Origin of the sequence: Rhizobium sp. YTU87027, assembly GCF_050644135.1 — a bacterium.
Taxonomy (GTDB): Bacteria; Pseudomonadota; Alphaproteobacteria; order Rhizobiales; family Rhizobiaceae; genus Rhizobium.
Map to the genome: position 1 here is coordinate 2088870 of NZ_CP098440.1, position 22818 is coordinate 2111687.

Here is a 22818-nt window from a genome sequence, read left to right on the forward strand (position 1 = left end):
GAGACCGAAATGGAAAAGTATCGTTTGGGAAAAACCGGGCCTATGGTGTCGGCCATCGGCTTGGGCTGCATGGGGATGTCCGGCATGTACGGGCCATCCGACCGTGGTGAAAGCATTGCGACGATTCATGCCGCCCTCGACGTCGGCATCAATCTGCTCGATACTGGCGATTTCTATGGCATGGGCCACAACGAAATGCTGCTCGGTGAGGCGCTGAAGGGCAGTAAGCGGGACGACGTCGTCATCAGCGTCAAATTCGGCGCCCTGCGCGATCCAGCCGGCAACTGGAGCGGTTACGATTCCCGACCGGCGGCAATCAAGAACTTCCTTGCCTATACGCTGAAACGCCTCGACGTCGACTACATCGATGTCTACCGCCCTGCCCGGCTCGATCCCAACGTTCCAATCGAGGAAACGGTGGGCACGATCAGCGACATGATCAAGGCAGGATATGTCAGGCATATCGGCTTGTCGGAAGTCGGCGCGGACACCATTCGTCGCGCCGCCAACACTCATCCGATCTGCGACCTGCAGATCGAATACTCCCTGATCTCACGCGGCATCGAGGAGCAGATCCTGCCGACCTGCCGCGAGCTCGGCATCTCCATCACCGCCTACGGCGTTCTCTCTCGCGGCCTGATCAGCGGGCATTGGCAAAAGGGTCAAGGACGCGGCGCAGGCGATTTCCGCGGCATGAGCCCGCGGTTTCAGGACGGCAATGTCGATCAGAACCTCGCGCTCGTCGAGGAACTGCGCAAGATCGCGGACGCAAAGCGGGTTTCTGTCGCTCAGATCGCCATAGCCTGGGTGGCCGCTCAAGGGCAGGATATCGTGCCTCTCGTCGGTGCGCGCAGACGCGACCGGCTGACCGAAGCACTCGGTTCGCGCGGCGTGCAATTGTCGGCCGAGGACATGGCTACCATCGAAAGGGCCGTACCGAAGGATGCCGCGGCCGGCGCCCGCTATCCCGACGCCCAGCTCAAGCACATGGACAGTGAGAAGTAAGATGGCCAACCTCTCCGCGTGGAGAGGCTGTTTCAGATCATACAGGCCCTGAGAACGTATCACAGGCGGTCAACTGCCCGCTGTCGAAGCCGCGCTTGAACCAGCGCGCCCGCTGCTCCGAGGTACCGTGGTTGAAACTCTCAGGCACCACGTAACCCTGGCTGCGCTTCTGCAGCGTGTCATCGCCAATTTGCTGGGCTGCGTTCAACGCCTCCTCAAGATCGCCGGCTTCGAGAATGCCCTTCTGATCAGTGAACTTACCCCAGATGCCGGCGAGGCAATCAGCCTGCAGTTCGACGCGAACGGACATCTTGTTAGCCTCCGCCTCGCTCATCCGCTGACGCGCCTGGTTGAATTTCGGCAGGATGCCCAACAGGTTCTGGACGTGGTGGCCGACTTCATGCGCAACGACGTAGGCTTCGGCGAAATCGCCGGAGGCGCCGAATTGGCGGCTGAGCTGGTTGAAGAAGGCCGTGTCGAGATAGACCTTGTGGTCGCTCGGGCAGTAGAAGGGGCCGGTCGCCGCCGAGGCAAAGCCACAGGCAGACTGCGTCTGTCCGGAAAAGAGAACGAGGCGAGGCTCTTCATACTGACGGCCCATGGACTGGAAGATCCCGTTCCAGGTATCCTCAGTCTCGGCAAGGACGGTGCGAACGAATGCAGTCATTTCGTCGTTGGCGGGCGTCTGGCCTCCCGATTCGCTCTGCTCGTAGCCCGGTCCGCCGGTCGTCATGCCACCGTCAAGGACCTGCAGCAGGTCGATGCCCATGGCCTTGAAGATAAGGTAGATGACGACGAGGAAGATGATCGTGCCGATGCTCAAGCCACCGCCACGCCGGCCCATGCCGCCACCGGATGGAAAACTGAAACCTCCACCTCTGCCCAATCCGCCCATGGACGGATCGCTACGACGATCCTCGATGTTGTCGGACTGACGCCGGCCTTTCCATTCCATGACTGCTCCCTCGAGCTAAAGCTTCGGTCGTTAAGGGTCATGTATATATCTCGGCGATCGGGAAATTCCAGCTACCCGAGGGAACTGTTCTTGGCAGAAGACGATCGAACAATCTGATCCGAAATTCGGTACAGCTCAGTCCATTAGGCGGTCACGGCGGTAGCCTGTCGAGTGTCCGAGACCGATCTCGATTCGCGATCCATCAGCGTCTTGAGAGCAAAATGGCCTAACCCAACGACAAGCAGCGACGCATAGCCATCAATCGCATAGTGCCAACCGAGATAAACGGAGCTCGCTATCACAAATGCAGTATAACTAAAGGCGATGATCCCCAGCCTGCGCGAGACCTCTGCAGCGAAAAATGCATTCAGGGCGATCAGCCCAACATGTACGCTCGGGAACGCCAGATGCCCGAGCCGAGTCCAGACGCTCCGTGCTCGTGAAGCGACCATAGGTAATGCTGAAACATGCTCGCTGTCGTGGGACCATCAGACGATGCCAGGAAGTTCGCTAGTTCTGCAAAGCGCTGGCTGTTACCGGTTGCCGCGCTGTAGAAGACCGGTCCAGCGGATATGAAGATTCCGGCGAAGATGTTTCCACAGACTACCCAAACAAACATGAACATGCAGACATAGCGGATGCGCACCGACCTAAGAACACGAGCCAAAGCGAATATTTTCTTCATGCAGGCAACGAGTACTTCGCAGGCCGGGCTCCTTGACGAAGGATCGGCGATCGGGCCTCTTTGCGCAAGGAAGTCTGAGAGGAGACAGGCGATGAAAGCGGTGCGGCTCGAAAGACCCGGAAAGCTGGCCTTGCGTGAGATGGAGCGGCCAGAACCAGCTCGCGGCGAATTGCTTCTACGTATAGAGGCCTGCGGCATCTGCGGTACCGATCGCCATCTGTTCAAGGGAGAGTTTCCTTCGAGACCCCCGGTCACGCTCGGCCACGAGTTCGCCGGGATCATCGAAAAGCTAGGCGACGGTGTCAGCGGTTTTCGCGAAGGCATGCGTGTCACCGGCGATCCGAACATCGCCTGCGGCCGCTGCCCCGAATGCCAGCGCGGCCGCGTCAATCTCTGCCATAACCTGCAGGCGATCGGCATCCATCGCGACGGCGGCCTTGCCGAATATGTCTGCATCCCGCAGCAGCAGGCCTTCGAGCTGCCCGACACGCTGCCTCCCCTCTACGGCGCCTTTTGCGAGCCGCTTGCCTGCTGCATCCACGGAGTCGACCTGGCCGAAATTCGCACCGGCTCTTCCGTCATCGTGCTCGGTGGCGGCGTGATCGGTTTGCTCGTCGTCCAGTTGGCCCGGCTCGCGGGAGCGACCAACGTCGTCCTCGCGACCCGCAGTGAGGAGAAGCGCGTGCTCGCCGAGAAGCTCGGCGCGACCGCGAGCGCGGACCCCTCGACTGAAGACATCGTCGCACGCCTGACGGCAGCAAACGGCTTGCTGCCCGGCGGCGCCGACGTCGTGATCGAATGCGCCGGCGTTGCCGAGACGATCGAGCAAGCGCCGAGCCTCGCGCGTCGCGGTGGCACGGTCATCATCCTCGGTGTCATGCCGCAGGGTGTGAAAGTCGGGATCGAACCGTTCGATCTCCTCTTTCGAGAGATCAAGCTTACAAGCTCGTTTATCAATCCGTTCACGCACCGGCGAGCCGCCGATCTCATCGCGTCGGGCACCATCAAGGTCGAGCCGCTGATCTCCCGTCGAATCGGCCTCGAGGCGGCGGTCGAAGCAATCTCCAACCCCGCCCGCCGGGGCGAGATCAGGGCGCTTGTCGTACCGGGTATCGACTAGGCTCTCGCAAGCTCTGCCAATTCCTGTCGATTCCGCAATTTATGGGGTTCCGTTTACAAATACATTTGCCTATAAGCCGCTTCTAGCCTGAAAAGACCATCATATGCGCGACCCGGCCGGTGCCTCCCACCCTGGCCGGCTTTCTGCGCAGCTAGGAAACGGAAAAGAGCCCATGCCGAAGCGCCAAGATATCAAATCGATCCTCATCATCGGCGCGGGACCGATCGTCATTGGCCAGGCTTGCGAATTCGACTACTCCGGCACCCAGGCCTGCAAGGCGCTGAAAGAGGAAGGCTACCGCGTCATCCTCGTCAACTCCAACCCGGCAACGATCATGACCGACCCGGGTCTTGCCGACGCCACCTATGTCGAGCCGATCACCCCCGAAGTTGTGGCCAAGATCATCGCCAAGGAACGTCCCGACGCGCTGCTGCCGACCATGGGCGGCCAGACGGCGCTTAACACCGCGCTTTCCCTGAAGCGCATGGGCGTCCTCGATCGCTACAATGTCGAGATGATCGGCGCCAAGCCGGCCGCGATCGACAAGGCCGAGGACCGCGCGCTCTTCCGAGAGGCGATGGCGAAGATCGGCCTCGAAACCCCGCGCTCGATGCTTGCAAACGCCACCGACATCAAGGATGCCGACCGCAAGACCCACGAAGCCGAGCGCGCCAAGCTGCGCGAGAGCCTCTCCGGCGCCGAGCTCGACAAGGCGCTCGACGAGCTGGAAAACCACTGGAACCTCGGCGAGAGCGACCGCAAGCAGCGCTATATGGCGCATGCCATGGCGATCGGCGCGCAGGCACTTGATCACGTCGGCCTGCCTGCCATTATCCGCCCGTCCTTCACGCTCGGCGGCACCGGCGGCGGCATTGCCTACAACCGCTCGGAATTCTTCGAGATCGTCAACAGCGGCCTCGACGCCTCGCCGACGACAGAAGTCCTGATCGAAGAGTCGGTGCTTGGCTGGAAGGAATATGAAATGGAAGTCGTCCGCGACAAGGCGGACAACTGCATCATCATCTGCTCGATCGAGAACATCGACCCGATGGGCGTCCACACGGGCGACTCGATCACCGTCGCGCCCGCGCTGACGCTGACCGACAAGGAATATCAGATCATGCGCAACGCGTCGATCGCGGTTCTGCGCGAGATCGGCGTCGAAACCGGCGGCTCGAACGTGCAGTTCGCCGTCAACCCAGCGGATGGCCGCCTCGTCGTCATCGAAATGAACCCGCGCGTCTCGCGCTCGTCCGCCCTCGCCTCCAAGGCCACCGGCTTTCCGATCGCCAAGGTTGCCGCCAAGCTCGCCATCGGTTACACGCTGGACGAACTGGAAAACGACATCACCGGCGGCGCAACGCCCGCGTCGTTCGAGCCGTCGATCGACTATGTCGTCACCAAGATCCCGCGCTTTGCCTTCGAGAAGTTCCCGGGTGCCTCGCCGGTACTCACCACCGCGATGAAGTCTGTCGGCGAAGTCATGGCAATCGGCCGCACCTTCGCTGAATCGCTGCAGAAGGCACTTCGCGGTCTGGAAACCGGCCTCACCGGTCTCGACGAGATTGAAATTCCGGATGTCGAAGAAGGCGAATCCAGCCAGAACGCGATCCGAGCCGCTATCGGCACGCCGACGCCGGACCGTCTGCGCATGGTCGCCCAGGCGCTTCGCACGGGCATGAGCCCGGAAGAGGTACACGAAGGCTCCAAGATCGATCCGTGGTTCATCGCCCAGTTCAAGTCGATCGTCGACATGGAGGCCCGCATCCGCGAACATGGCCTTCCGACCGACGCCGCGAACCTGCGCATGCTGAAGGCAATGGGCTTCTCCGACGCCCGCCTCGCCACGTTGACGGGCAAGCGTCCGAAGGAAGTCGCCGAACTCCGCAACAGCCTGAACGTCCGTCCGGTCTTCAAGCGCATCGACACCTGCGCTGCCGAGTTCGCCTCGCCGACGGCCTACATGTACTCGACCTACGAAACGCCCTTCGTCGGCGCGCTGCGCTCCGAAGCCCAGGTTTCCGACGGCAGGAAGGTCGTCATTCTCGGCGGCGGTCCGAACCGTATCGGTCAGGGCATCGAGTTCGACTATTGCTGCTGCCATGCCGCCTTCGCGCTGAAGGATGCCGGCTACGAAGCGATTATGATCAACTGCAATCCGGAAACGGTCTCGACCGACTACGACACGTCGGACCGCCTCTACTTCGAGCCGCTGACGGCCGAAGACGTGATCGAAATCCTGCGCGCGGAGCAGGAAAAGGGCGAAGTCGTCGGTGTCATCGTTCAGTTCGGCGGCCAGACCCCGCTGAAACTTGCCGAAGCACTTGAGAAGAACGGCATCCCGATCCTCGGCACCGCGCCTGACATGATCGACCTTGCCGAAGACCGCGACCGCTTCCAGAAGCTTCTGATGAAGCTCGACCTCAACCAGCCGAACAACGGCATCGCCTACTCGGTCGAGCAGGCCCGTCTCGTCGCGGCTGAGATCGGCTTCCCACTGGTCGTGCGCCCGTCCTATGTTCTCGGCGGCCGCGCCATGCAGATCATCCACGCCGAAAGCCAGCTGCAGACCTACCTGCTGGATACCGTCCCGGAACTCGTGCCTGAAGACATCAAGCAGCGCTATCCGAACGACAAGACCGGCCAGATCAACACCCTGCTCGGCAAGAACCCGCTGCTTTTCGACAGCTACCTGACCAACGCCATCGAAGTCGACGTCGACTGCCTCTGCGATGGCACCGACGTCTACGTCGCCGGTATCATGGAGCACATCGAGGAAGCCGGCATTCACTCCGGCGACAGCGCCTGCTCGCTGCCGCCACGGTCGCTCTCGAAGGAGCTGCTCGACGAGCTGGAGCGTCAGGCCAAGGCCATGGCCAAGGCCCTGAACGTCGGCGGTCTGATGAACGTACAGTTCGCCATCAAGGACGGCACCGTCTATGTGCTGGAAGTGAACCCGCGCGCCTCGCGAACCGTGCCCTTCGTCGCAAAAACGATCGGTGCTCCGATTGCCAAGATCGCCGCGCGCGTCATGGCAGGCGAGAAGCTGGACGCCACTTTTGCCGCCTACGGCGAAAAGCCGGATCCGCGCGCGCTGAAGCATATTGCCGTCAAGGAAGCCGTCTTCCCGTTTGCGCGCTTCCCGGGCGTCGATACCCTGCTCGGCCCGGAAATGCGCTCGACCGGTGAAGTCATCGGCCTCGACACCGATTTTGCGCTAGCCTTCGCCAAGTCGCAGCTTGGGGCGGGCGTCGAACTGCCGCGTGAAGGCACCGTCTTTGTTTCCGTCCGCGATGCGGACAAGGCAGGCGTTCTGCCTGCGATCCGCGTTCTCGTCGGCGAAGGCTTCAAGGTGCTGGCAACCGGCGGCACGCAGCGCTTCCTGGCCGAAAACGGGATCACCGCGACGAAGGTCAACAAGGTTCTGGAAGGTCGCCCGCACATTGAAGATGCGATCCGCAACCGCCAGGTTCAACTGGTGATCAACACCACCGACGGCAACAAGGCAATCTCCGACTCGAAGTCGCTGCGCCGAGCGACCCTCATGCAGAAGGTACCCTACTACACGACGATGGCAGGGGCCGAGGCGGCCGCGCAGGCAATCAAGGCACTGCGGGCCGGCAACTTGGAAGTTCGTCCGCTGCAGAGCTACTTCTGATAAATAGGGCCGGCGCGTCATCAGCGTCGGCCTTTCTTCTTGCGGCCTCGAAGTCGCTAGATTCGCGCCCTCGCATCCTGCGCGTCCGCCTTGACGTTCCAGGCATCCTGAAAGGCCGGTCGCGGCCGATCCAGCAAAATCAGCTTACCCCCTTCTTCACGCCGCGTCGGAATGGCGTGGCGATCGATCGCACCTTCCAGCGTCATGGCAAGGTCGCGGGCAAAAACCCGATTGCCGATGTGCCATGAGTGGGTCCATGAACCAATCTGCGGCTGCGAAGCTGGATCGACCGTCTTGAAATATTCACCGCAATTGACATCCACCGCCTTAGCGTTAACGGACGCCGGCAATCCGACACGACCGACGCGCGGCGCGACGCCGAGCCTCTTCGCGTTGGACACCGCAAGCACGGAATCGAACGGATTGGAGTAGTTGGTGAGCCGCATGATCCGGCGGAACATCGGCTGATTCCAGTCGCTCGCAAGCGATAGGCTGTCGGTAGAGACATCGCCGCCAATAAACGCGACCTGGCCGATGCGCCAGTCTGCCTTGAAAAGATCGCCCTGCTTGTCCGATTGTGCAAAGGCGTCCATGATCACATAGCAGCCGGTGGAATGACCAAGCAGATGCACATTGGTTTCGCAGCCGGTCTGCTGGCTCTGCTTCAGGAGCCGAATACCCTTCGTCACGAGCTCGCTTGCGACAGCGGCGGCATCCGATCGGTCCTCGAGATAGTTCAGTGTCTGATTGTCGCTCGGCCAGTCGAAGGCCACGATCTCGCCATGCCAGCCTTCCGCGCGCATGTCGGCGCGAAGCTGCCTGATGCGTTTTAGAACCGTCGGAATGTCGTTGTTGTAGCCGTGCACGAAGATGAGCACATCGCCGCGCGGGCCGATCGAGTTCGGGTTTTCGTCCCCATCCGCGAGCCCCTGCACCTCCGCGACCCAGTCCTTCGCGCTGGAGACTGCCTGGCGCGCATCGTATCTGTCGAGCGCAGCAGGTACCTTCAGAAATTTAATCGGTCCAGGTTCGGCAATTAATGCATCGCCGGACCGCTTTCTGGCACTGATGATATAGTTGTCGCTCATCTTCCCCTCCTGCGCCAACCAGCCCATACCGCCTGGGACGATCGTATCAGCTTACAGATTCAACCCGATGACGCCAACGCTCGACCGCAACCCGTGAGCGCAAACAATGCCGCTGCCCCATTTGCGATCACCGGCCTTGGCTCCGCCTGCTGGAGCTGGCAGCGGTAATGCTCTACATTCAGAACCCACCATCCTCTATTCACTATGGGTTTCAGTCCCCAAAAGTCAGGAGTGCCCGGGTTTTCGGTCGCAAACAGCGCGCCTTCGAGTAGCGATACGAATTTTATGGAAATCAGCGGTGGCGATCTGCTATAACGACAGAAGTTAGGATTGTTGCACGGTTCCGAAGTTCCCCTTCGGGACCTGTTTTCTTTTGTGTCCGCGGCTAAGCGGATGCGGGGAGTGAAGGACAAAAAAATGGTTGATAAGGTACCGATGACGCAGGGTGGTTTCGTCAAGCTGCAGGAAGAACTGCGCTGGCGTCAGCAGGAGGAACGTCCCCGGATCATCGAGGCGATCGCCGAAGCCCGCGCGCATGGTGACCTTTCGGAAAATGCCGAATACCATGCCGCCAAGGAAGCCCAAAGCCACAACGAAGGCCGGATCAGCGAGCTCGAAGACCTGACTGCTCGCGCCGAAGTCATCGACCTGTCGAAGATGTCCGGTGACAAGATCAAGTTCGGCGCCAGGGTGAAACTCGTCGACGAGGACACCGAAGAAGAAAAGACCTATCAGATCGTTGGCGATCAAGAAGCCGACGTCAAGGCTGGGCGAATTTCCATCTCGTCCCCGATCGCTCGTGCACTGATCGGCAAGGAAGTCGGCGACTCCATCGAAGTCAATGCGCCCGGCGGCTCCAAGGCCTACGAAGTCCTTTCCATTTCCTGGGGCTGATTGATCCGTGGACGGTCTCGGCCAACCGGCTATCGTCAACGTTAGTGACGTCGAGATTATTGCGCCGAACTTCAAAAAGCGGCTCTCCGGCGTCACCTCAACCATCATTCAGTTGATTCCGGTCCAGCGCGCACTCGGCGAGAAGATTGCCGCTCTTGGACCGGGCCTTCCGGCATCCCTGCCGCATATCCACTTTCGTGACTTGTTGAAGCTATGGCAGCCGCCGCGTGCCAAGCGCTTTCGCATATGGCACGCCCGTCGCAACATCGAGATGCTGCCCGCCATTCTGATGCGCGATATCCTGCGCATGCCGTTGAAGATCGTCTTCACGTCAGCCTCTCAGCGCCGCCACACCGGCTGGACCAAATGGCTGATCTCCAGAATGGATGCCGTCATCGCAACCAGCGGTAAGACGGCGAACTATCTGGAAGTCCCGAACACGGTCGTGCTGCACGGAATAGATACGACCCGCTTCTCGCCAGCTGATGACAAGGTAACTGCCAAACAGTTGCTTGGTCTCGATGCCACGAAGACGATCGTCGGCTGCTTCGGCCGCGTGCGCCATCAGAAGGGCACGGATCTTTTCGTCGACAGCATGATCCGCCTGCTGCCAACCCGGCCGGATTGGATCGCCATTGTTGCCGGACGCGCAACAGCCCAGCACGCCGAGTTCGAGAAGGAACTGAAAGCGCGTGTCGCTACAGCCGGCCTGGTCGACCGTATTCTTTTCGTCGGCGAACACACCAATATCAACGATTGGTACCGAACGCTCGACCTCTTCATTGCGCCGCAGCGCTGGGAAGGTTTTGGTCTGACGCCGCTCGAAGCGATGGCAACGGCCGTCCCTGTTGTCGCTACCGACGTCGGCGCATTCCCGGAACTGCTAGTAACGGGCGCCGACGAAACCGGCGTTATCGTCCCGCGCGATGATCTCGATGCAATGGTTCAAACGTCCGGTCTCTTCATGGACAACGAAACCCGCCGCCAGCAGGCCTCGGTTCGCGCGCGCGCCCACGCAGCCGCTGCCTTCAGCATTGAGGGTGAAGCCCGAAAGCTCAGCGCGGTCTACCAGTCGCTTTGAGCGACAGCCTCAAGGTTTGCGTCTGAAAAGCTCAAGATAGGCGTTGGCAATCGCTTCTTCGGAGAACTGCTTCATCAGCGTTTCGCGCCCGCCCGCGGCAACCTTTGCGGCGAGCACCGGATTGTCGATTAGCCTTGCGATGGCCTGCGAGAACCCATCGGTATTCCCGATATCAACGAGAAGCCCATTGTCGCCATCCCGCATGAACCAGGAAGGGCCTTCGGAGCGGCTGGAAACGACGGGCCTGCCCTGCGCCCAGGCCTCCAGAATGACATTACCAAGCGGCTCGTGGTTTGACGGCATGACGAAGATATCGGCAGCCGCCACGAACGGTCGCGTGTCCTTCTGCCAGCCCAGAAAACGCACCCTGTCCGTCACGCCAAGATCCGCCGCGACCTTCTTGACGTTCTCCAGTTCCTCGCCTTCGCCCGCCAGCCACAAATAGACGCCCGGAAGCTTCGCAACCGCCGCCGTCAGCAGCGCGAACTCCTTGCGCGGCACGAAACGGCCCATCGACATCACGACGGGCGCATCCGCTGGCGTGTCGAACGTCGCGCGATCGACCGGGGCCACTTGCCCAGTGCTCGTGAAGTTCGAGATCACCTCGACTCCCCTCGTCCAGCCCAGCTCGCGCACATGTTCGGCAATGCCAGGCGTGTTGCAGACGAGAATGTCGGAGTTCTTGAAATAGCTGAGATTGGTCGGATAATCCCCCAGCCTGGAGATCTTGATGCATCCCTTGTGGTCAGGCATCAGTTCGCTCGCGCGAGGTGCCCAGGCCATGATCGCATCTGGCTGAATCCGTCGGGCCTCGCGAGCAACGCACAGCGGCAGGAGAATCCGATCCAGCGACAGGTTGCGGAAGTTGCTTTCATAAATCCCGACTGAAGCCGGCAGATCCTTGCGCCAGATCCGATCGGGCCGGATGACCGCGCTCTGCTCGACACCGCGCAGGGCCAAGGCGTTGACAAGATGCACGAAGAACCGCTCGGCTCCGCCATCCTTGCCAAAGTGGAAATGCATCACCCTCACGGTTCGCTCTTCCCGGTTTCGAACAAACGGATGTAAGCCTGCGTGATCGCTTCCTCGGAGAAACGGTTCGCAAGGGTGTCTTGGCCGCCTTTGATCAACGAGGTGCGCAGGGCCGGATCGTCGCGAACGCGCGCGATCGCATTCGCAAGCCCATCGACATCGCCGCAATCGACCATCAGCGCGTCCTTGCCGTCCGTCATCACCCAGCTCGGTCCCTCGGCGCGAGAACCAATCGTAGGCTTGCCGGCGCCCCACCCTTCAAGGCACACGTTCCCAAGCGGCTCGTGCAGCGAGGTCACGGTAAAGACATCGGCGGACGCAAGATACGCATAGGCGTTGGTCTGCCATCCCGCAAATCGAACACGGTCGCGTAAGCCGAGCTCGTCAGCAAGTTTTTCAAGATTCTCGCGCTCCGGCCCATCGCCCAGCAGCCACAGAAATGCGCCCTGTGTCTTTGCGATGGCCTTGATCAGCACATCGAAGCCCTTCCGCTTTACGAAGCGCCCCATGCCGATGACGACGAAGGCATCTGCAGGTGTTTGCAGTGCTTCCCGAGCAATTGGCTCGCTTGGAGCCGAGCGGGTGAAATTTGCAATGATTTCAACGCCGCGCGTCCAGCCGAGTTCGCGTACCCGCTTGGCGATATCGGGTGTAATACAGATAAGCGTTTCGGAATTGCGATAGTAGCCGAGGTGCTCCGGATAATCTCCGAGCCGTGAAATGCGCCGAGCGTTCTTGTACCGCGGCATGAAACGGCTCGCGCGCAATTGCCACGACATGATCACATCAGGCTGAAATTCATTCAGGATGGCGCGCATGCGCGCCGACAAGATAAAGCGCGAAAGCGAAATGCGCCGAAACGTCCCCTCATAAACCTCGCCGCATTTTTCTATATCCTTGCGCCAGCTGCGATCGGGGCGAATGAGCGCGCGTTGCTCGATGCCACGATCGTGGAGCGCATTGACGAGGTTGACAAAGAAACGCTCGGCACCACCCTCCTTGCCGAAATGAATATGCATTACCTTCATCGCGATGGAACCTTAGTGTCTTCCTGCGTCGTCAAAGCTCGGATGCCGCTCCGCGGCCCTGCGCTGATACAACTTCGCTTGCGTGAGAAACGCGTAGACTGCGCCAGTCATAGCCTCGATAAAGCCCGATTGTCCGCAGCGCCACAGGCCGTTGTGAAAATACAGACGCCAGAAATAGAGCAAAGGACTGAAAATTAGCCTGACAAAGGTTGTCCCCTCGCCCAAGGCGAAGTGCTGGTCAGCCTTCAAGGTCGAGTATTTGTTCTCCTTGAGGATTTGCTCGTCGATGACCAGTGGCCGGAAGTGAAGCAGGCTCCCCGATGGGGCATCCTGAACCCGCCCGGTCGGCACGATGCCTTCGTGAACAGTTTGCGTGAGATCATAAGCGCCTCTGCCTTTGCGGATGAGCCGTAGGTTCTTCCGCTCGTGCACATGCTCGGGCGTATAACCGTAGCCGATCAGATAGGGGCGGCGCGCTACACGCCAGCCAACGATATCGTCTGAAGCGGCAATAAGCTCTGGCAAAAGCTTTCTCAACGGCGCATCGAGCCGTTCATCGGAATCAATGTTCAAGCGCCAGGGCTGCGTGCACTGATCAAGCGCAAATTGCTTCTGCCCCGCGTAGCCACGCCACCTCTCGTGAAACAACCGGATCGGCCATCCCTTGTCGATGTAGGATTGCAGCAGGGCAACGGTGCCGTCCGTCGAACCAGAGTCAACGACCACAATCTCCGCGCACTTATCCAGGCTCTCGATGCAATTGCCGAGATACGCTTCTTCGTTCAAGCAAATGATGAACGCGGAAATAGGCAACTTGGTCATTGAACGAGCTTCGTGTCTTCTTTCGCGGCAAAACGGCTAGCAAAGCGCCTTCATTAAGGCATAAGCCGTTTCATTCATAGAGCATTGCTTGCTGCTCTTTGGCCGCTCAGACTTCGACCAAGCCCACGCGCTTAACCTGTCTGATCGTCAGCATCGTCCGGACGGTATCGACGTGCTCGTTCGCCGTCAGCACCTCGATAACGAAGTCCTGGAAGCGCGTCAGGTTCTCTGCCACACAATGCAGAAGGAAGTCGCTGTCTCCTGAAACCATCCAGGCCTGACGCACCAGAGGCCACTGCGCCGTCGCCGCTGCGAAGGCCTTGAGGTTGGCCTCCGACTGATGCTTGAGGCCAACCATGCAGAAGGCAACAAGATCGAAGCCGAGCTTCGGGCTGTTCAGCATCGCGTGATAGCCTTCGATGACGCCCGTCTCTTCGAGCTTTCGCACCCGGCGAAGGCAAGGCGGTGCCGAAATGCCGACGCGGTCGGCGAGCTCGACATTGGTCATCCGTCCGTCTGCCTGCAGCTCACGCAGTATCTTTATATCGATGGCATCGAGTTCGGCGCGAAGCACAATCCTGCCCTTCCTTTAATTCGTGATCGCCAGCTTCTATATAAAGCGACGAAATTCGCAAGAAAGTTTCAACTCAGCGATGGATCGTTGCACAGCGCGCCCGAGAAAGCCTTGTTGGTAACGCAAGGCTGCCCTTGAATAAAAGCACTGGACGTTCATAAATGGCGAATGGATCGCGAAACGGCCTCATTCGCCTCTTAGCCGCCGCTCTCCTGACAGTCGAAAGGAAATACCCATGTCCGCCCGCCACACCAAGGTGCTCATTATCGGCTCCGGCCCTGCCGGCTACACGGCTGCCGTCTATGCAGCCCGTGCAATGCTGAAGCCAGTTCTGATCGCCGGCATGGAGCAAGGCGGACAGCTGATGATCACCACCGATGTGGAGAACTATCCGGGCTTTGCCGATCCCATACAGGGACCATGGCTTATGGATCAAATGCTCCAGCAGGCAAAGCATGTCGGCGCGGAGATCGTCAACGACATCGTCACCGAAGTCGAGATGAACCAGCGCCCGTTCGTGGCCCGCACAGATAGCGGTCAGGTCTGGACAGCCGATACGCTGATCATCGCGACCGGCGCCAAGGCGAAGTGGCTGGGCATCGAGAGCGAGCAACATTTCCAAGGCTTCGGCGTCTCTGCTTGCGCGACCTGCGACGGCTTCTTCTATCGGAACAAGGACGTCATCGTCGTCGGCGGCGGCAACAGTGCTGTGGAGGAAGCCCTCTACCTCTCGAACATCGCGAAGTCGGTGACGGTCGTGCATCGTCGCGACAGCTTCCGTTCGGAGAAAATCCTTCAGGAGCGTCTGTTCTCGAAGGAAAACATAAAAATCCTCTGGAACACCGAGGTCGCGGAAATCACCGGCACGCCGTCCAAGCCGCCAATGCCGCCGTCCGTTACGGGCGCCCGCCTTCGCGACACGCGCACGGGTGCAATCACCGAGGTTGCAGTCGACGGCGTCTTTGTTGCAATCGGCCACGCTCCGGCGACTGAGCTCTTCAAGGGCAAGCTGAAGCTGAAGGACAATGGCTATCTCTGGACCGCACCGGATTCGACGGCGACCAGCCTCGAAGGCGTTTATGCCGCAGGTGACGTGACCGACGATACGTTCCGCCAGGCGATAACCGCCGCCGGCATGGGATGCATGGCAGCTCTCGAAGCCGAACGATATCTGACGGGCCATATGCCCGTTGCCGTGGCCGCGGAGTAGGATCGGCTATGAGGGGTGGTGGAATGCCATTGGATTGGGACAAGCTGCGTATCTTTCACGCAGCTGCCGAAGCGGGTTCGTTCACGCACGCTGCGGATAAACTGCATCTGTCTCAGTCCGCGATCAGCCGCCAGGTAAGCGCGCTAGAGCAGGATGTCGGCACCAAGCTCTTCCACCGCCATGCGCGCGGTCTGATCCTGACAGAACAGGGCGAACTGCTCTATCGCACCGCTCACGACGTGCTGCTGAAGCTCGAAACCGTGAAGATGCAGCTGACCGAAACGACGGAGACGCCGACCGGAAAGCTGCGCGTCACCACGACGGTCGGCCTCGGCCAAGGGTGGCTGACGGACAAGATCCAGGAGTTCATGCAGCTCTATCCGGACGTCCAGATCCAGCTGATCCTCGACAACGAGGAAGTCGACGTCAACATGCGTTACGCGGATTGCGCCATCCGTCTACGTCAGCCGGTGCAGTCCGATCTGATCCAGCGCAAGCTGTTCACCGTTCACATGCACGTCTATGCGGCCCCCTCCTACATCAACCGCCATGGCGAGCCACAGACGGTCGAAGACCTCGACAACCATCGCATCATCACATTCGGCGAACCAGCACCGAGCTATCTGCTTGACGTCAACTGGCTTGAGGTTGCTGGACGCTCGTCCGATAACAAGCGCATCCCGCATCTGCAGATCAACAGCCAGACCTCGATCAAGCGCGCCTGCCTGCTTGGAATGGGCATCGCCTGCATGCCTGACTATATTGTTGGACGCGACCCTGGCCTCATCCAGCTGCCAATCAACGCGGACGTGCCCTCGTTTGACACCTATTTCTGCTATCCCGACGAAATGAAGAATGCCGCCAAACTGAAGGCTTTCCGGGACTTCATTGTCAGCAAGGCGCGCAACTGGAACTTTTAGTTGTCCAGCCCAGAAATACAAGCCTTGCAATGCATGCATGTCTGGCATGCATAAATTGGGGTTGCCGTCTGCTCATTAAAACACCATATCGCTTATAGCTGATGCACACGGTGGCTTTTCCTCCCAGTTCCACCGCATTAGCTGTTCCCCTCTGGAGGTTTTGACCTTCACACCTATAAGGGCCCCGATCTTTCGGCGGCCCTCTTTTTTTGCCCGATTTTTTCGCACTGCAGCAGAAAATTGTGCAGCGCATAGCAGGCATGCGCAAACATGCATTGCAATCTGCCTCTCAAAGCATCATATCCCACTCAGCTGATGCATTTCGTGGCTTCTCTCCCAGTGCCACCGCGTTAGCTGTTCCCCTCTGGAGGTTTATTGACCTTCACACCTTTAAAGGGCCCCGATCTTTCGGTGGCCCTCTTTTTTTGCCCAAAATTTAGCCAGGCAGGAAACAATAACAATTCACGCCGTCGTGACTTGCATATCGAGAATGGTCAATCCATATATCGTCTAGAAACGATTTATAGTTCGACGAACGACGATGGACAAAGACGAAATCCTGAAGGCGATAGCCCACCCGACACGGATGGAGATCCTGAATTGGCTGAAGAATCCCGAGGATCACTTCTCCTCGCAGGAGCATCCGCTGGAGATGGGGATATGCGCCAGCCAGTTCGAGCGATGCGGCCTCTCTCAATCGACTGTGTCAGCACATCTCGGGACGTTAAGTCGTGCAGGCCTCGTAACGACAAGGCGCGTTGGCCAATGGATCTTCTACAAGCGCAACGAAGAAACCATCGCGGCTTTCCTCAATCAACTCTCGAAGGATCTGTAGGATGCTGGTTGCCTTTGCGATGCGTTGTCCGAGCGCACTCGTGCTCGGCACCCGTGTGTACGAAACCACGACCGGGCAGCACCGCTTGCGACCTCTGCCGTTGATCGGGCGTGTGGCAACCGCCCTCACCTATCCCTTCGCCGAATGGCAGGCACGTCCGCCTCGGCCGAGTGATCTCCCAGCACTAAGAAAGGACTCCCATGAGCAAGCTTTTCGAACCGACAAACGTTGGCGATATTGCCATCAAGAATCACATTGTGATGGCGCCACTTACGCGTAACCGATCGCCGGGCGCCGTTCCGAACGACCTCAACGTCGAATACTACCGCCAGCGGTCGGGAGCTGGGCTGATCGTGACTGAGGCAACGGCCATTACGCATCAGGGCCAGGGCTACGCAGACGTTCCCGGTCTCTACTCTAAGGAAGCCATCGACGGCTGGAAGCGAGTGACTGACGCCGTGCATGCAGCGGGCAGCAAGATTGTCGTTCAGATGTGGCACGTCGGCCGTATCTCACATACGACGCTGCAGCCGAACGGCGGCAAGCCAGTTTCCTCGACGAATACGGCCGCGAAGTCCAAGACCTATCTCGTCAATCCGGATGGTACGGGAAGCTTCGCGCCGACCTCTGAGCCGCGGGCCCTCGAAACTTCGGAAATCCCAGGCATTGTCGAAGACTATCGCAAGGCAGCGCGCGCCGCGATCGAAGCTGGTTTCGACGGCGTCGAGATCCACGCCGCAAACGGCTATCTGATTGACCAGTTCCTACGCTCCGGCATCAACGACCGCACGGATCAATATGGCGGCTCGGTCGAAAACCGCGCACGTTTCCTCTTCGAAGTCGTCGACGCTATCACCGCCGAGATCGGCGCTCGCCGCACCGGCATCCGGATTTCACCCGTGACGCCGGCAAACGACTCCTCCGACCCGGATGCACAGTCGATCTTCACCTATGTGGTCGAAGGTCTGGCAAAGTATGATCTCACCTATATCCACGTCGTGGAAGGTGCGACCGGCGGCGATCGCAACTATCAGCAAGGCGACAAGCCCTTCGACTACAAGGCGCTTCGCGACGCCTACGAGAAGGCTGGTGGAAAGGCGAGCTGGATGGTCAATAACGGCTATGACCGTGACATGGCAATCGACGCCGTGGAAAGCGGCCGCGCCGACCTCGTTGCGTTCGGCAAACCGTTCATCTCCAATCCGGACCTCGTCCAGCGCCTCAAGGACAACACGCCGCTCGCGGGCCTTGACCAAGCGACACTCTATGGCGGCGGCGCGACCGGATACGTCGACTATCCGACGCAAGAGAAGGCGGCCTGAGCCATATCTACCAAGGAGATCCCGCCATCCGGCGGGATTTTCATTTTCGAGTGCGTGGTTAGCATGACACCATGTTCGAATCGCATCTCAAGCGCTGGCGACTGACTGTCGACGGTGAACCGATCATTACCCATTCCAGCCACCTGTTGCCCGTCCTTTGGGACGACAGGCCCGCGATGCTGAAAACCTCCAGGGACGAGGCAGAGCGCGCGGGAGGCGCCCTGATGCAGTGGTGGGACGGCATCGGTGCGGCAAGGGTCTACGCGCACGACGGCGAAGCCGTTCTGCTCGAACGCGCGATGGGCCGGCGCTCGCTTCTGGCGATGGCAATGGATGGCGCTGACGATACGGCAACCCGCATCATTTGCAGCACTGTCGCAAAGCTTCACGCGCCACGCGAGCAGCCCAAGCCGGAGCTCATTCCGCTGACCCGCTGGTTTCGCGACCTCGCGCCGGCGGCGAGCGTCCATGGCGGCATACTGGTTCAGTGCAATGCGATTGCCGAAACATTGCTGGCAGACCAGAACGATCCCGTCGTCCTGCATGGGGACATTCACCACAGCAACATCCTTGATTTCGAACAGCACGGCTGGCTGGCGATCGACCCGAAAGGCCTTATCGGCGAACGCGGCTTTGACTACGCCAATATCTTCGCCAACGAAGACCTTCCGACAATAAACGCTCCCGGTCGCCTGCAGAGGCAGCTTGGGATCGTCGCTAGCGAGGCTCGCCTCCAGCCGAAACGACTGCTTCAATGGATTGTTGCTTATTCCGGCCTGTCGGCCGCCTGGTTTCTCGGCGATGGATCGACCGTTCAAGCCGAAAGCCCGCTTGCCGTCGCACGCATCGCACTGGCCGAGCTACAGCGCACCTGACATCGAGGACGCCACGAGGCCGAATGCGCGAACTTCGAAACCCGTACTAATGGACCGCTGACACCGAAACGCGACCTTCGACCTCCCGGCCGGTCGCCGGCAGGCAACCGAGCGAGACCAACGAGGCATGAACAGCCTCGTCGATTTGTGTGTGTGGCTCGCTGCCGAGCTCGGCGACCAATCGGTCGTTCGACATCCGCAATGGCTCCCGCCAGAGGTAACGCATCTCCTTCAACTCGTGCATGAAGGTAACGAAGGGAGCGGCCAGCGGCACCACCCACCAGGGAAAAGCCTGTGTCTTTAGTCGGTGGCCAGCCACCCGTTTGATGGCGTCCACCATCTGATAACCATCGACGTCCCAGAATCCGTCCATGTGATAAACGGCAAACGATGGCAGGCGGTCACCGCATTCGACGAGACGGACCATCGTTTCCGCGACATCAGGCAGATAAGCCCATTGGTGCCCGATACCTCGCCGCGCCGGATTCTTGACGGTGGTCAGCGGTTTCCCCGGCGTGACCATACCTTGCGAGAACCAGCTGTTCGCGGCCCCGGGTCCAAAGAAATCGCCTGCACGAACGATAGTGACCCGCAGACCAGCCCGCGAGGCAATCTCCAGCCGCCTTTCCATTTCGACGCGTATCGCTCCCTTCTTCGTAACGGGATGTTGCGGGCTGTCTTCCCGAAGAACCGGAAAGGCATCCGGTCCGAAATTATAGACTGTGCCCGGCAGAATTACGCGCGCACCGACGGAACGTGCGGCAGCAATGGTGTTGTCGAGCATCGGGAGAACGAGCTTTTCCCAATCGCGGTAACCCGGCGGATTGACCGCGTGAACGATGAGGCTGACACCTTTCGCCGCGGTCATGAGATCCTTCGCGTTCATCGCGTCTCCTTGGACCCAATCGAAGTCGGGCGCTTTCACGCGGGCCTTTGCTGCATCCCGGTTCAGCGCCCTTACCCGCCAACCGCGCGCGGCGAGCGTCCGGGCGACTTCGCCTCCGATCCCGCCGGTTGCACCTAGCACCAAGGCAATCTGTCCATTCTGTTCCGTCATGATGATCTCCGTCAGTTCGTAAACGCATCATGCCGTCGCTCCTGCCTAAACAAAATTGACTAAATTCGTAGCGCTGATATACATAAATACATGAACAGAGAACCCGACTGGCATTTCTATCGAACGCTGCTGGCTGTACTGGAACATGGATCGCTTTCGGCGGCAGCGCGCGAGCTTGGCCTGACACAGCCGACGGTCGGACGGCACATCGACGCGCTGGAGGAAGCAATCGGCTCGCAGCTCTTCGTCCGCTCGCCGAACGGTCTTTTGCCCACGGACGCGGCCCTTGAATTGAAGCCGTACGCCCAAACGCTAGCGGCGACATCCGCCGCCCTGTTGCGAACTGCGTCGGGACATCGGGAGCGGGTTGCAGGTACCGTCCGGATAAGTGCCAGCGAGGTCATCGGTGTCGAGGTACTGCCGCCCATACTCACACCTCTCATGGCGGCGCATCCGGACCTCAACATCGAGCTCTCGGCATCGGACGCCATCGAGGACCTTCTCAATCGGGAGGCGGATATTGCCGTAAGGATGGCAGAACCGGTTCAGGAACAGCTCATCGGCCGCCGTATCGGAGAGATACCGCTCGGCTTTCACGCCCACCGCCGCTACCTCGAGCAACACGGCCTGCCCCAGGAGATTGCCGATCTCGCCCGCCACCGCCTTGTCGGTTTTGACCGGCAGACCGCCTATATCAGGACCATGATGGCGCGCTTTCCATTGCCGGATGGCCTCGCCTTCGGTTTCAAGAGCGACAATCCACACGCGCAAATCGCAGCAATTCGGGCCGGATTGGGGATCGGAATTTGCCAAATGGGTATTGCGGCACGAGATCCCGATCTGTTGCCAGTCCTGCCGGAGTCTTTCCGGATACCGCTCGACACCTGGGTCGTCATGCATGAAGGAACCAAAACCGCGCGCCGCTACCGCGTCACATTCGACGCGCTGGTAGACGGCCTGACGAAATATGTGAAAGGAACGGCGCGCAAGCACGCAGGATGATCATCGCATCGGCAACGATATAGCATCCTTATGCGCGAGGCGAGGTTTCGCTGGCGTGGCTTTTCCAGGTGCCATCGACAACCTCCGTCTCCGGCCGATCACCACCTTCGGCGTATTCCTCGTGCCATTTCCCCTTGTCATCCTGCCAGCTGATCTCGGCGGAGTCACCGCCAACCTGCTGTTCGGCCGCAACGATACGGGCTGCTTCGAGCGCTTCGGAGTGTGTCGGGAATGCTTCGGAATAGACACCGCCCAACCGGTAGGCCCAGCCCCCGTCGTGAGGAACGACCTCGTAGACCACCTTGACCATACATCTCACTCCTCTTCTTGTTCGCGCCCGAACACTGACCGGATTGCATCCAGTTCTGCGCGGGCCGCGTTGCAAGAGACGAGTGGGCGCCGCGATATGCTTCCGGCTGACCGATACGTTAGTATTCCATTAAATTCCCAAGACTGCAAACGCACTCCTCCCCGTGCTCGCTTGCCATGCAAAATCATCGCTTTAGACTTGTTGGGTGAATCAAGGTCGGAGCTTTCCGTGGAAATCGTGTCGCGACTGAAAGACGAAATGTTCTTGGTGCTGGCAATGGTCGTCGCCGCTGTCGCGTATTTCTCGGAACACGCTGTCCTTGAGATGGGGCGCGGCGCAGCGCTGATCGCGGCCGCAGCGCTTGTCGCCACCATCGTCGTTGCCTCGGTTCGCGTCGCCCATCATGCGGAGATTCTGGCAATCAAGGTCGGCGATCCCTACGGGACGATGATTCTGACGCTGTCAGCCGTTGCCGTAGAAGTGATCATCCTTGCGATCATGATGAGCGGCGAAAGCTCCCCCACCCTTGTTCGCGACACGATCTATGCGGCCCTGATGCTCGACATCAACGGCATCCTTGGCCTCGCCGCCCTGCTCGGCGGCTTGAAACACGGAGAACAGCCATATAACGACAATTCGGGCAAGACCTATGGCGTCATGATCCTGACCGCCATGGGCATCTCGATGATCGTCCCGGAATTCGTGCCTACAGATAAATGGCACTATTATTCCGCCTTCACCATCGTCGCGATGATCGCGCTCTACGGCCTATTCCTGCGCATGCAGGTCGGTCAGCACAGCTACTTCTTCAGCTACGCCTACCCTCGAAGCGAGCGGAAGAAATCCGATCCGGCGGAGCACTCAACCGAGGAGTCCACGGCCGCGTCCGTCGCGACGATCCTGATCGGCGTAGTGATCATCGGCCTGCTGGCGGAGTTCATGTCGGCTTTCATGACGGAAGGCTTGCGAGATACGAACGCTCCCGTCGCCCTGACCGCCATCGTCGTGGCGGCGATTTCTGCGGCGCCCGAGATCCTGACGGCGCTGCGAGCGGCGCTGCGCAACCGCATGCAGGCGACCGTCAACATTGCCATGGGTGCCTCCCTTTCGACTGTCATCCTCACGGTTCCGGTTATGGAGGCGATCGCCCTCTATACCGGCCAACCTTTCATCATGGCCATGACGCCCGTCCAGACGGTTATGGTGGCGATCACGCTGATCGCGGCCGCGATCAACCTCAACGACGGCGAAACCAACGCCATCGAGGGCATGACGCATTTCATCCTCTTTGCAACGTTCCTGATGCTGTCGGCGCTCGGTCTTTGACGATCTCAACAAACAAATC

The 22818-nt window shown here is 59.8% G+C and carries 21 protein-coding genes; 12 read left to right on the plus strand and 9 right to left on the minus strand.

Annotation, left to right across the window (positions count from 1 at the left end; genetic code table 11):
* Window positions 1–9: 9 nt before the first annotated feature.
* Window positions 10–1005, plus strand: coding sequence for an aldo/keto reductase (locus NBG89_RS10465; RefSeq protein WP_431319908.1), 996 nt, complete (start codon window positions 10–12; stop codon window positions 1003–1005).
* 37 nt (window positions 1006–1042) lie between these two features.
* Here NBG89_RS10465 and ypfJ read toward each other — a convergent pair whose 3' ends face one another.
* Window positions 1043–1960, minus strand: a complete 918-nt coding sequence (gene ypfJ / locus NBG89_RS10470) for a KPN_02809 family neutral zinc metallopeptidase (protein WP_431319909.1) — start codon at window positions 1958–1960, stop codon at window positions 1043–1045.
* Window positions 1961–2103: 143 nt separating this feature from the next.
* Window positions 2104–2412, minus strand: a complete 309-nt coding sequence (locus NBG89_RS10475; RefSeq protein ID WP_431319910.1) for a phosphatase PAP2 family protein — start codon at window positions 2410–2412, stop codon at window positions 2104–2106.
* A 324-nt stretch (window positions 2413–2736) separates the two neighbouring features.
* On the opposite strand from NBG89_RS10475, the gene NBG89_RS10480 reads away from it, so the two are divergent.
* On the plus strand, window positions 2737–3765 hold the full coding sequence (locus tag NBG89_RS10480) for a zinc-dependent alcohol dehydrogenase family protein (protein ID WP_431319911.1): 1029 nt from the start codon (window positions 2737–2739) through the stop codon (window positions 3763–3765).
* A 172-nt stretch (window positions 3766–3937) separates the two neighbouring features.
* Entirely contained in the window at window positions 3938–7423 is a 3486-nt protein-coding gene (carB, locus tag NBG89_RS10485) for a carbamoyl-phosphate synthase large subunit (RefSeq protein ID WP_431319912.1), read from the plus strand.
* Between the two features lie 56 nt (window positions 7424–7479).
* Here carB and NBG89_RS10490 read toward each other — a convergent pair whose 3' ends face one another.
* Window positions 7480–8511 carry an alpha/beta fold hydrolase gene (locus tag NBG89_RS10490; protein WP_431319913.1) on the minus strand — a complete coding sequence of 344 codons (1032 nt, stop codon included), beginning with the start codon at window positions 8509–8511 and terminating at the stop codon, window positions 7480–7482.
* Window positions 8512–8928: 417 nt separating this feature from the next.
* Here NBG89_RS10490 and greA point away from each other — a divergent pair, with 417 nt between their 5' ends.
* Together greA and NBG89_RS10500 are read left to right on the plus strand one after the other, a co-directional pair.
* Window positions 8929–9405, plus strand: coding sequence for a transcription elongation factor GreA (greA, locus tag NBG89_RS10495; RefSeq protein WP_007534180.1), 477 nt, complete (start codon window positions 8929–8931; stop codon window positions 9403–9405).
* Window positions 9406–9436: 31 nt separating this feature from the next.
* Window positions 9437–10486, plus strand: a complete 1050-nt coding sequence (locus NBG89_RS10500) for a glycosyltransferase family 4 protein (RefSeq protein WP_431322664.1) — start codon at window positions 9437–9439, stop codon at window positions 10484–10486.
* 9 nt (window positions 10487–10495) lie between these two features.
* On the opposite strand, the gene NBG89_RS10505 is transcribed toward NBG89_RS10500, so the two are convergent.
* The 4 genes from NBG89_RS10505 to NBG89_RS10520 all read right to left on the minus strand — a co-directional run bounded on the left by NBG89_RS10505 (window position 10496) and on the right by NBG89_RS10520 (window position 13942).
* Complete coding sequence (locus tag NBG89_RS10505; RefSeq protein ID WP_431319914.1) at window positions 10496–11518, minus strand: glycosyltransferase; 1023 nt, start codon at window positions 11516–11518, stop codon at window positions 10496–10498.
* On the minus strand, window positions 11515–12546 hold the full coding sequence (locus NBG89_RS10510) for a glycosyltransferase (protein WP_431319915.1): 1032 nt from the start codon (window positions 12544–12546) through the stop codon (window positions 11515–11517). Before NBG89_RS10510 ends, NBG89_RS10505 begins: the two co-directional genes overlap by 4 nt.
* 12 nt (window positions 12547–12558) lie before the next feature.
* Window positions 12559–13368 carry a glycosyltransferase family 2 protein gene (locus tag NBG89_RS10515; protein WP_431319916.1) on the minus strand — a complete coding sequence of 270 codons (810 nt, stop codon included), beginning with the start codon at window positions 13366–13368 and terminating at the stop codon, window positions 12559–12561.
* A 106-nt stretch (window positions 13369–13474) separates the two neighbouring features.
* Window positions 13475–13942 carry an Lrp/AsnC family transcriptional regulator gene (locus tag NBG89_RS10520; RefSeq protein ID WP_007534169.1) on the minus strand — a complete coding sequence of 156 codons (468 nt, stop codon included), beginning with the start codon at window positions 13940–13942 and terminating at the stop codon, window positions 13475–13477.
* Between the two features lie 235 nt (window positions 13943–14177).
* Here NBG89_RS10520 and trxB point away from each other — a divergent pair, with 235 nt between their 5' ends.
* The 5 genes from trxB (at window position 14178) to NBG89_RS10545 (ending at window position 19104) form a co-directional block, all read left to right on the plus strand.
* The gene (gene trxB / locus NBG89_RS10525) at window positions 14178–15152 is read left to right on the plus strand and encodes a thioredoxin-disulfide reductase (protein ID WP_431319917.1); all 975 of its coding nucleotides are present in this window, start codon (window positions 14178–14180) and stop codon (window positions 15150–15152) included.
* Window positions 15153–15175: 23 nt separating this feature from the next.
* Window positions 15176–16072 carry a LysR family transcriptional regulator VtlR gene (locus tag NBG89_RS10530; RefSeq protein ID WP_007534166.1) on the plus strand — a complete coding sequence of 299 codons (897 nt, stop codon included), beginning with the start codon at window positions 15176–15178 and terminating at the stop codon, window positions 16070–16072.
* A 541-nt stretch (window positions 16073–16613) separates the two neighbouring features.
* On the plus strand, window positions 16614–16907 hold the full coding sequence (locus tag NBG89_RS10535; RefSeq protein ID WP_088695360.1) for an ArsR/SmtB family transcription factor: 294 nt from the start codon (window positions 16614–16616) through the stop codon (window positions 16905–16907).
* Window positions 16908–17107: 200 nt separating this feature from the next.
* Entirely contained in the window at window positions 17108–18229 is a 1122-nt protein-coding gene (locus NBG89_RS10540; RefSeq protein WP_088695359.1) for an alkene reductase, read from the plus strand.
* 71 nt (window positions 18230–18300) lie between these two features.
* Window positions 18301–19104, plus strand: coding sequence for an aminoglycoside phosphotransferase family protein (locus tag NBG89_RS10545; protein ID WP_431319918.1), 804 nt, complete (start codon window positions 18301–18303; stop codon window positions 19102–19104).
* Window positions 19105–19150: 46 nt separating this feature from the next.
* Here the strand turns inward: NBG89_RS10545 and NBG89_RS10550 are convergent, their stop codons facing one another.
* The gene (locus NBG89_RS10550) at window positions 19151–20161 is read right to left on the minus strand and encodes an NAD(P)H-binding protein (protein ID WP_431319919.1); all 1011 of its coding nucleotides are present in this window, start codon (window positions 20159–20161) and stop codon (window positions 19151–19153) included.
* Window positions 20162–20251: 90 nt separating this feature from the next.
* Here NBG89_RS10550 and NBG89_RS10555 point away from each other — a divergent pair, with 90 nt between their 5' ends.
* Window positions 20252–21163 carry a LysR family transcriptional regulator gene (locus NBG89_RS10555; protein ID WP_431319920.1) on the plus strand — a complete coding sequence of 304 codons (912 nt, stop codon included), beginning with the start codon at window positions 20252–20254 and terminating at the stop codon, window positions 21161–21163.
* Between the two features lie 28 nt (window positions 21164–21191).
* On the opposite strand, the gene NBG89_RS10560 is transcribed toward NBG89_RS10555, so the two are convergent.
* A complete protein-coding gene (locus NBG89_RS10560; RefSeq protein ID WP_088695356.1) occupies window positions 21192–21473 on the minus strand; it encodes a DUF2188 domain-containing protein in 282 nt (93 codons plus the stop codon).
* 228 nt (window positions 21474–21701) lie between these two features.
* Here NBG89_RS10560 and NBG89_RS10565 point away from each other — a divergent pair, with 228 nt between their 5' ends.
* Window positions 21702–22799, plus strand: a complete 1098-nt coding sequence (locus NBG89_RS10565) for a calcium:proton antiporter (protein WP_431319921.1) — start codon at window positions 21702–21704, stop codon at window positions 22797–22799.
* Window positions 22800–22818 lie beyond the last annotated feature (19 nt).

Bases quoted from the DNA above. Each gene is read 5' to 3' on its own strand.
- NBG89_RS10465 (WP_431319908.1), top strand. From the start codon at position 10: ATGGAAAAGTATCGTTTGGGAAAAACCGGGCCTATGGTGTCGGCCATC.
- ypfJ (WP_431319909.1), bottom strand. From the start codon at position 1,960: ATGGAATGGAAAGGCCGGCGTCAGTCCGACAACATCGAGGATCGTCGT.
- NBG89_RS10475 (WP_431319910.1), bottom strand. From the start codon at position 2,412: ATGGTCGCTTCACGAGCACGGAGCGTCTGGACTCGGCTCGGGCATCTG.
- NBG89_RS10480 (WP_431319911.1), top strand. From the start codon at position 2,737: ATGAAAGCGGTGCGGCTCGAAAGACCCGGAAAGCTGGCCTTGCGTGAG.
- carB (WP_431319912.1), top strand. From the start codon at position 3,938: ATGCCGAAGCGCCAAGATATCAAATCGATCCTCATCATCGGCGCGGGA.
- NBG89_RS10490 (WP_431319913.1), bottom strand. From the start codon at position 8,511: ATGAGCGACAACTATATCATCAGTGCCAGAAAGCGGTCCGGCGATGCA.
- greA (WP_007534180.1), top strand. From the start codon at position 8,929: ATGGTTGATAAGGTACCGATGACGCAGGGTGGTTTCGTCAAGCTGCAG.
- NBG89_RS10510 (WP_431319915.1), bottom strand. From the start codon at position 12,546: ATGAAGGTAATGCATATTCATTTCGGCAAGGAGGGTGGTGCCGAGCGT.
- NBG89_RS10515 (WP_431319916.1), bottom strand. From the start codon at position 13,368: ATGACCAAGTTGCCTATTTCCGCGTTCATCATTTGCTTGAACGAAGAA.
- trxB (WP_431319917.1), top strand. From the start codon at position 14,178: ATGTCCGCCCGCCACACCAAGGTGCTCATTATCGGCTCCGGCCCTGCC.
- NBG89_RS10530 (WP_007534166.1), top strand. From the start codon at position 15,176: ATGCCATTGGATTGGGACAAGCTGCGTATCTTTCACGCAGCTGCCGAA.
- NBG89_RS10535 (WP_088695360.1), top strand. From the start codon at position 16,614: ATGGACAAAGACGAAATCCTGAAGGCGATAGCCCACCCGACACGGATG.
- NBG89_RS10540 (WP_088695359.1), top strand. From the start codon at position 17,108: ATGAGCAAGCTTTTCGAACCGACAAACGTTGGCGATATTGCCATCAAG.
- NBG89_RS10545 (WP_431319918.1), top strand. From the start codon at position 18,301: ATGTTCGAATCGCATCTCAAGCGCTGGCGACTGACTGTCGACGGTGAA.
- NBG89_RS10550 (WP_431319919.1), bottom strand. From the start codon at position 20,161: ATGACGGAACAGAATGGACAGATTGCCTTGGTGCTAGGTGCAACCGGC.
- NBG89_RS10555 (WP_431319920.1), top strand. From the start codon at position 20,252: ATGAACAGAGAACCCGACTGGCATTTCTATCGAACGCTGCTGGCTGTA.
- NBG89_RS10560 (WP_088695356.1), bottom strand. From the start codon at position 21,473: ATGGTCAAGGTGGTCTACGAGGTCGTTCCTCACGACGGGGGCTGGGCC.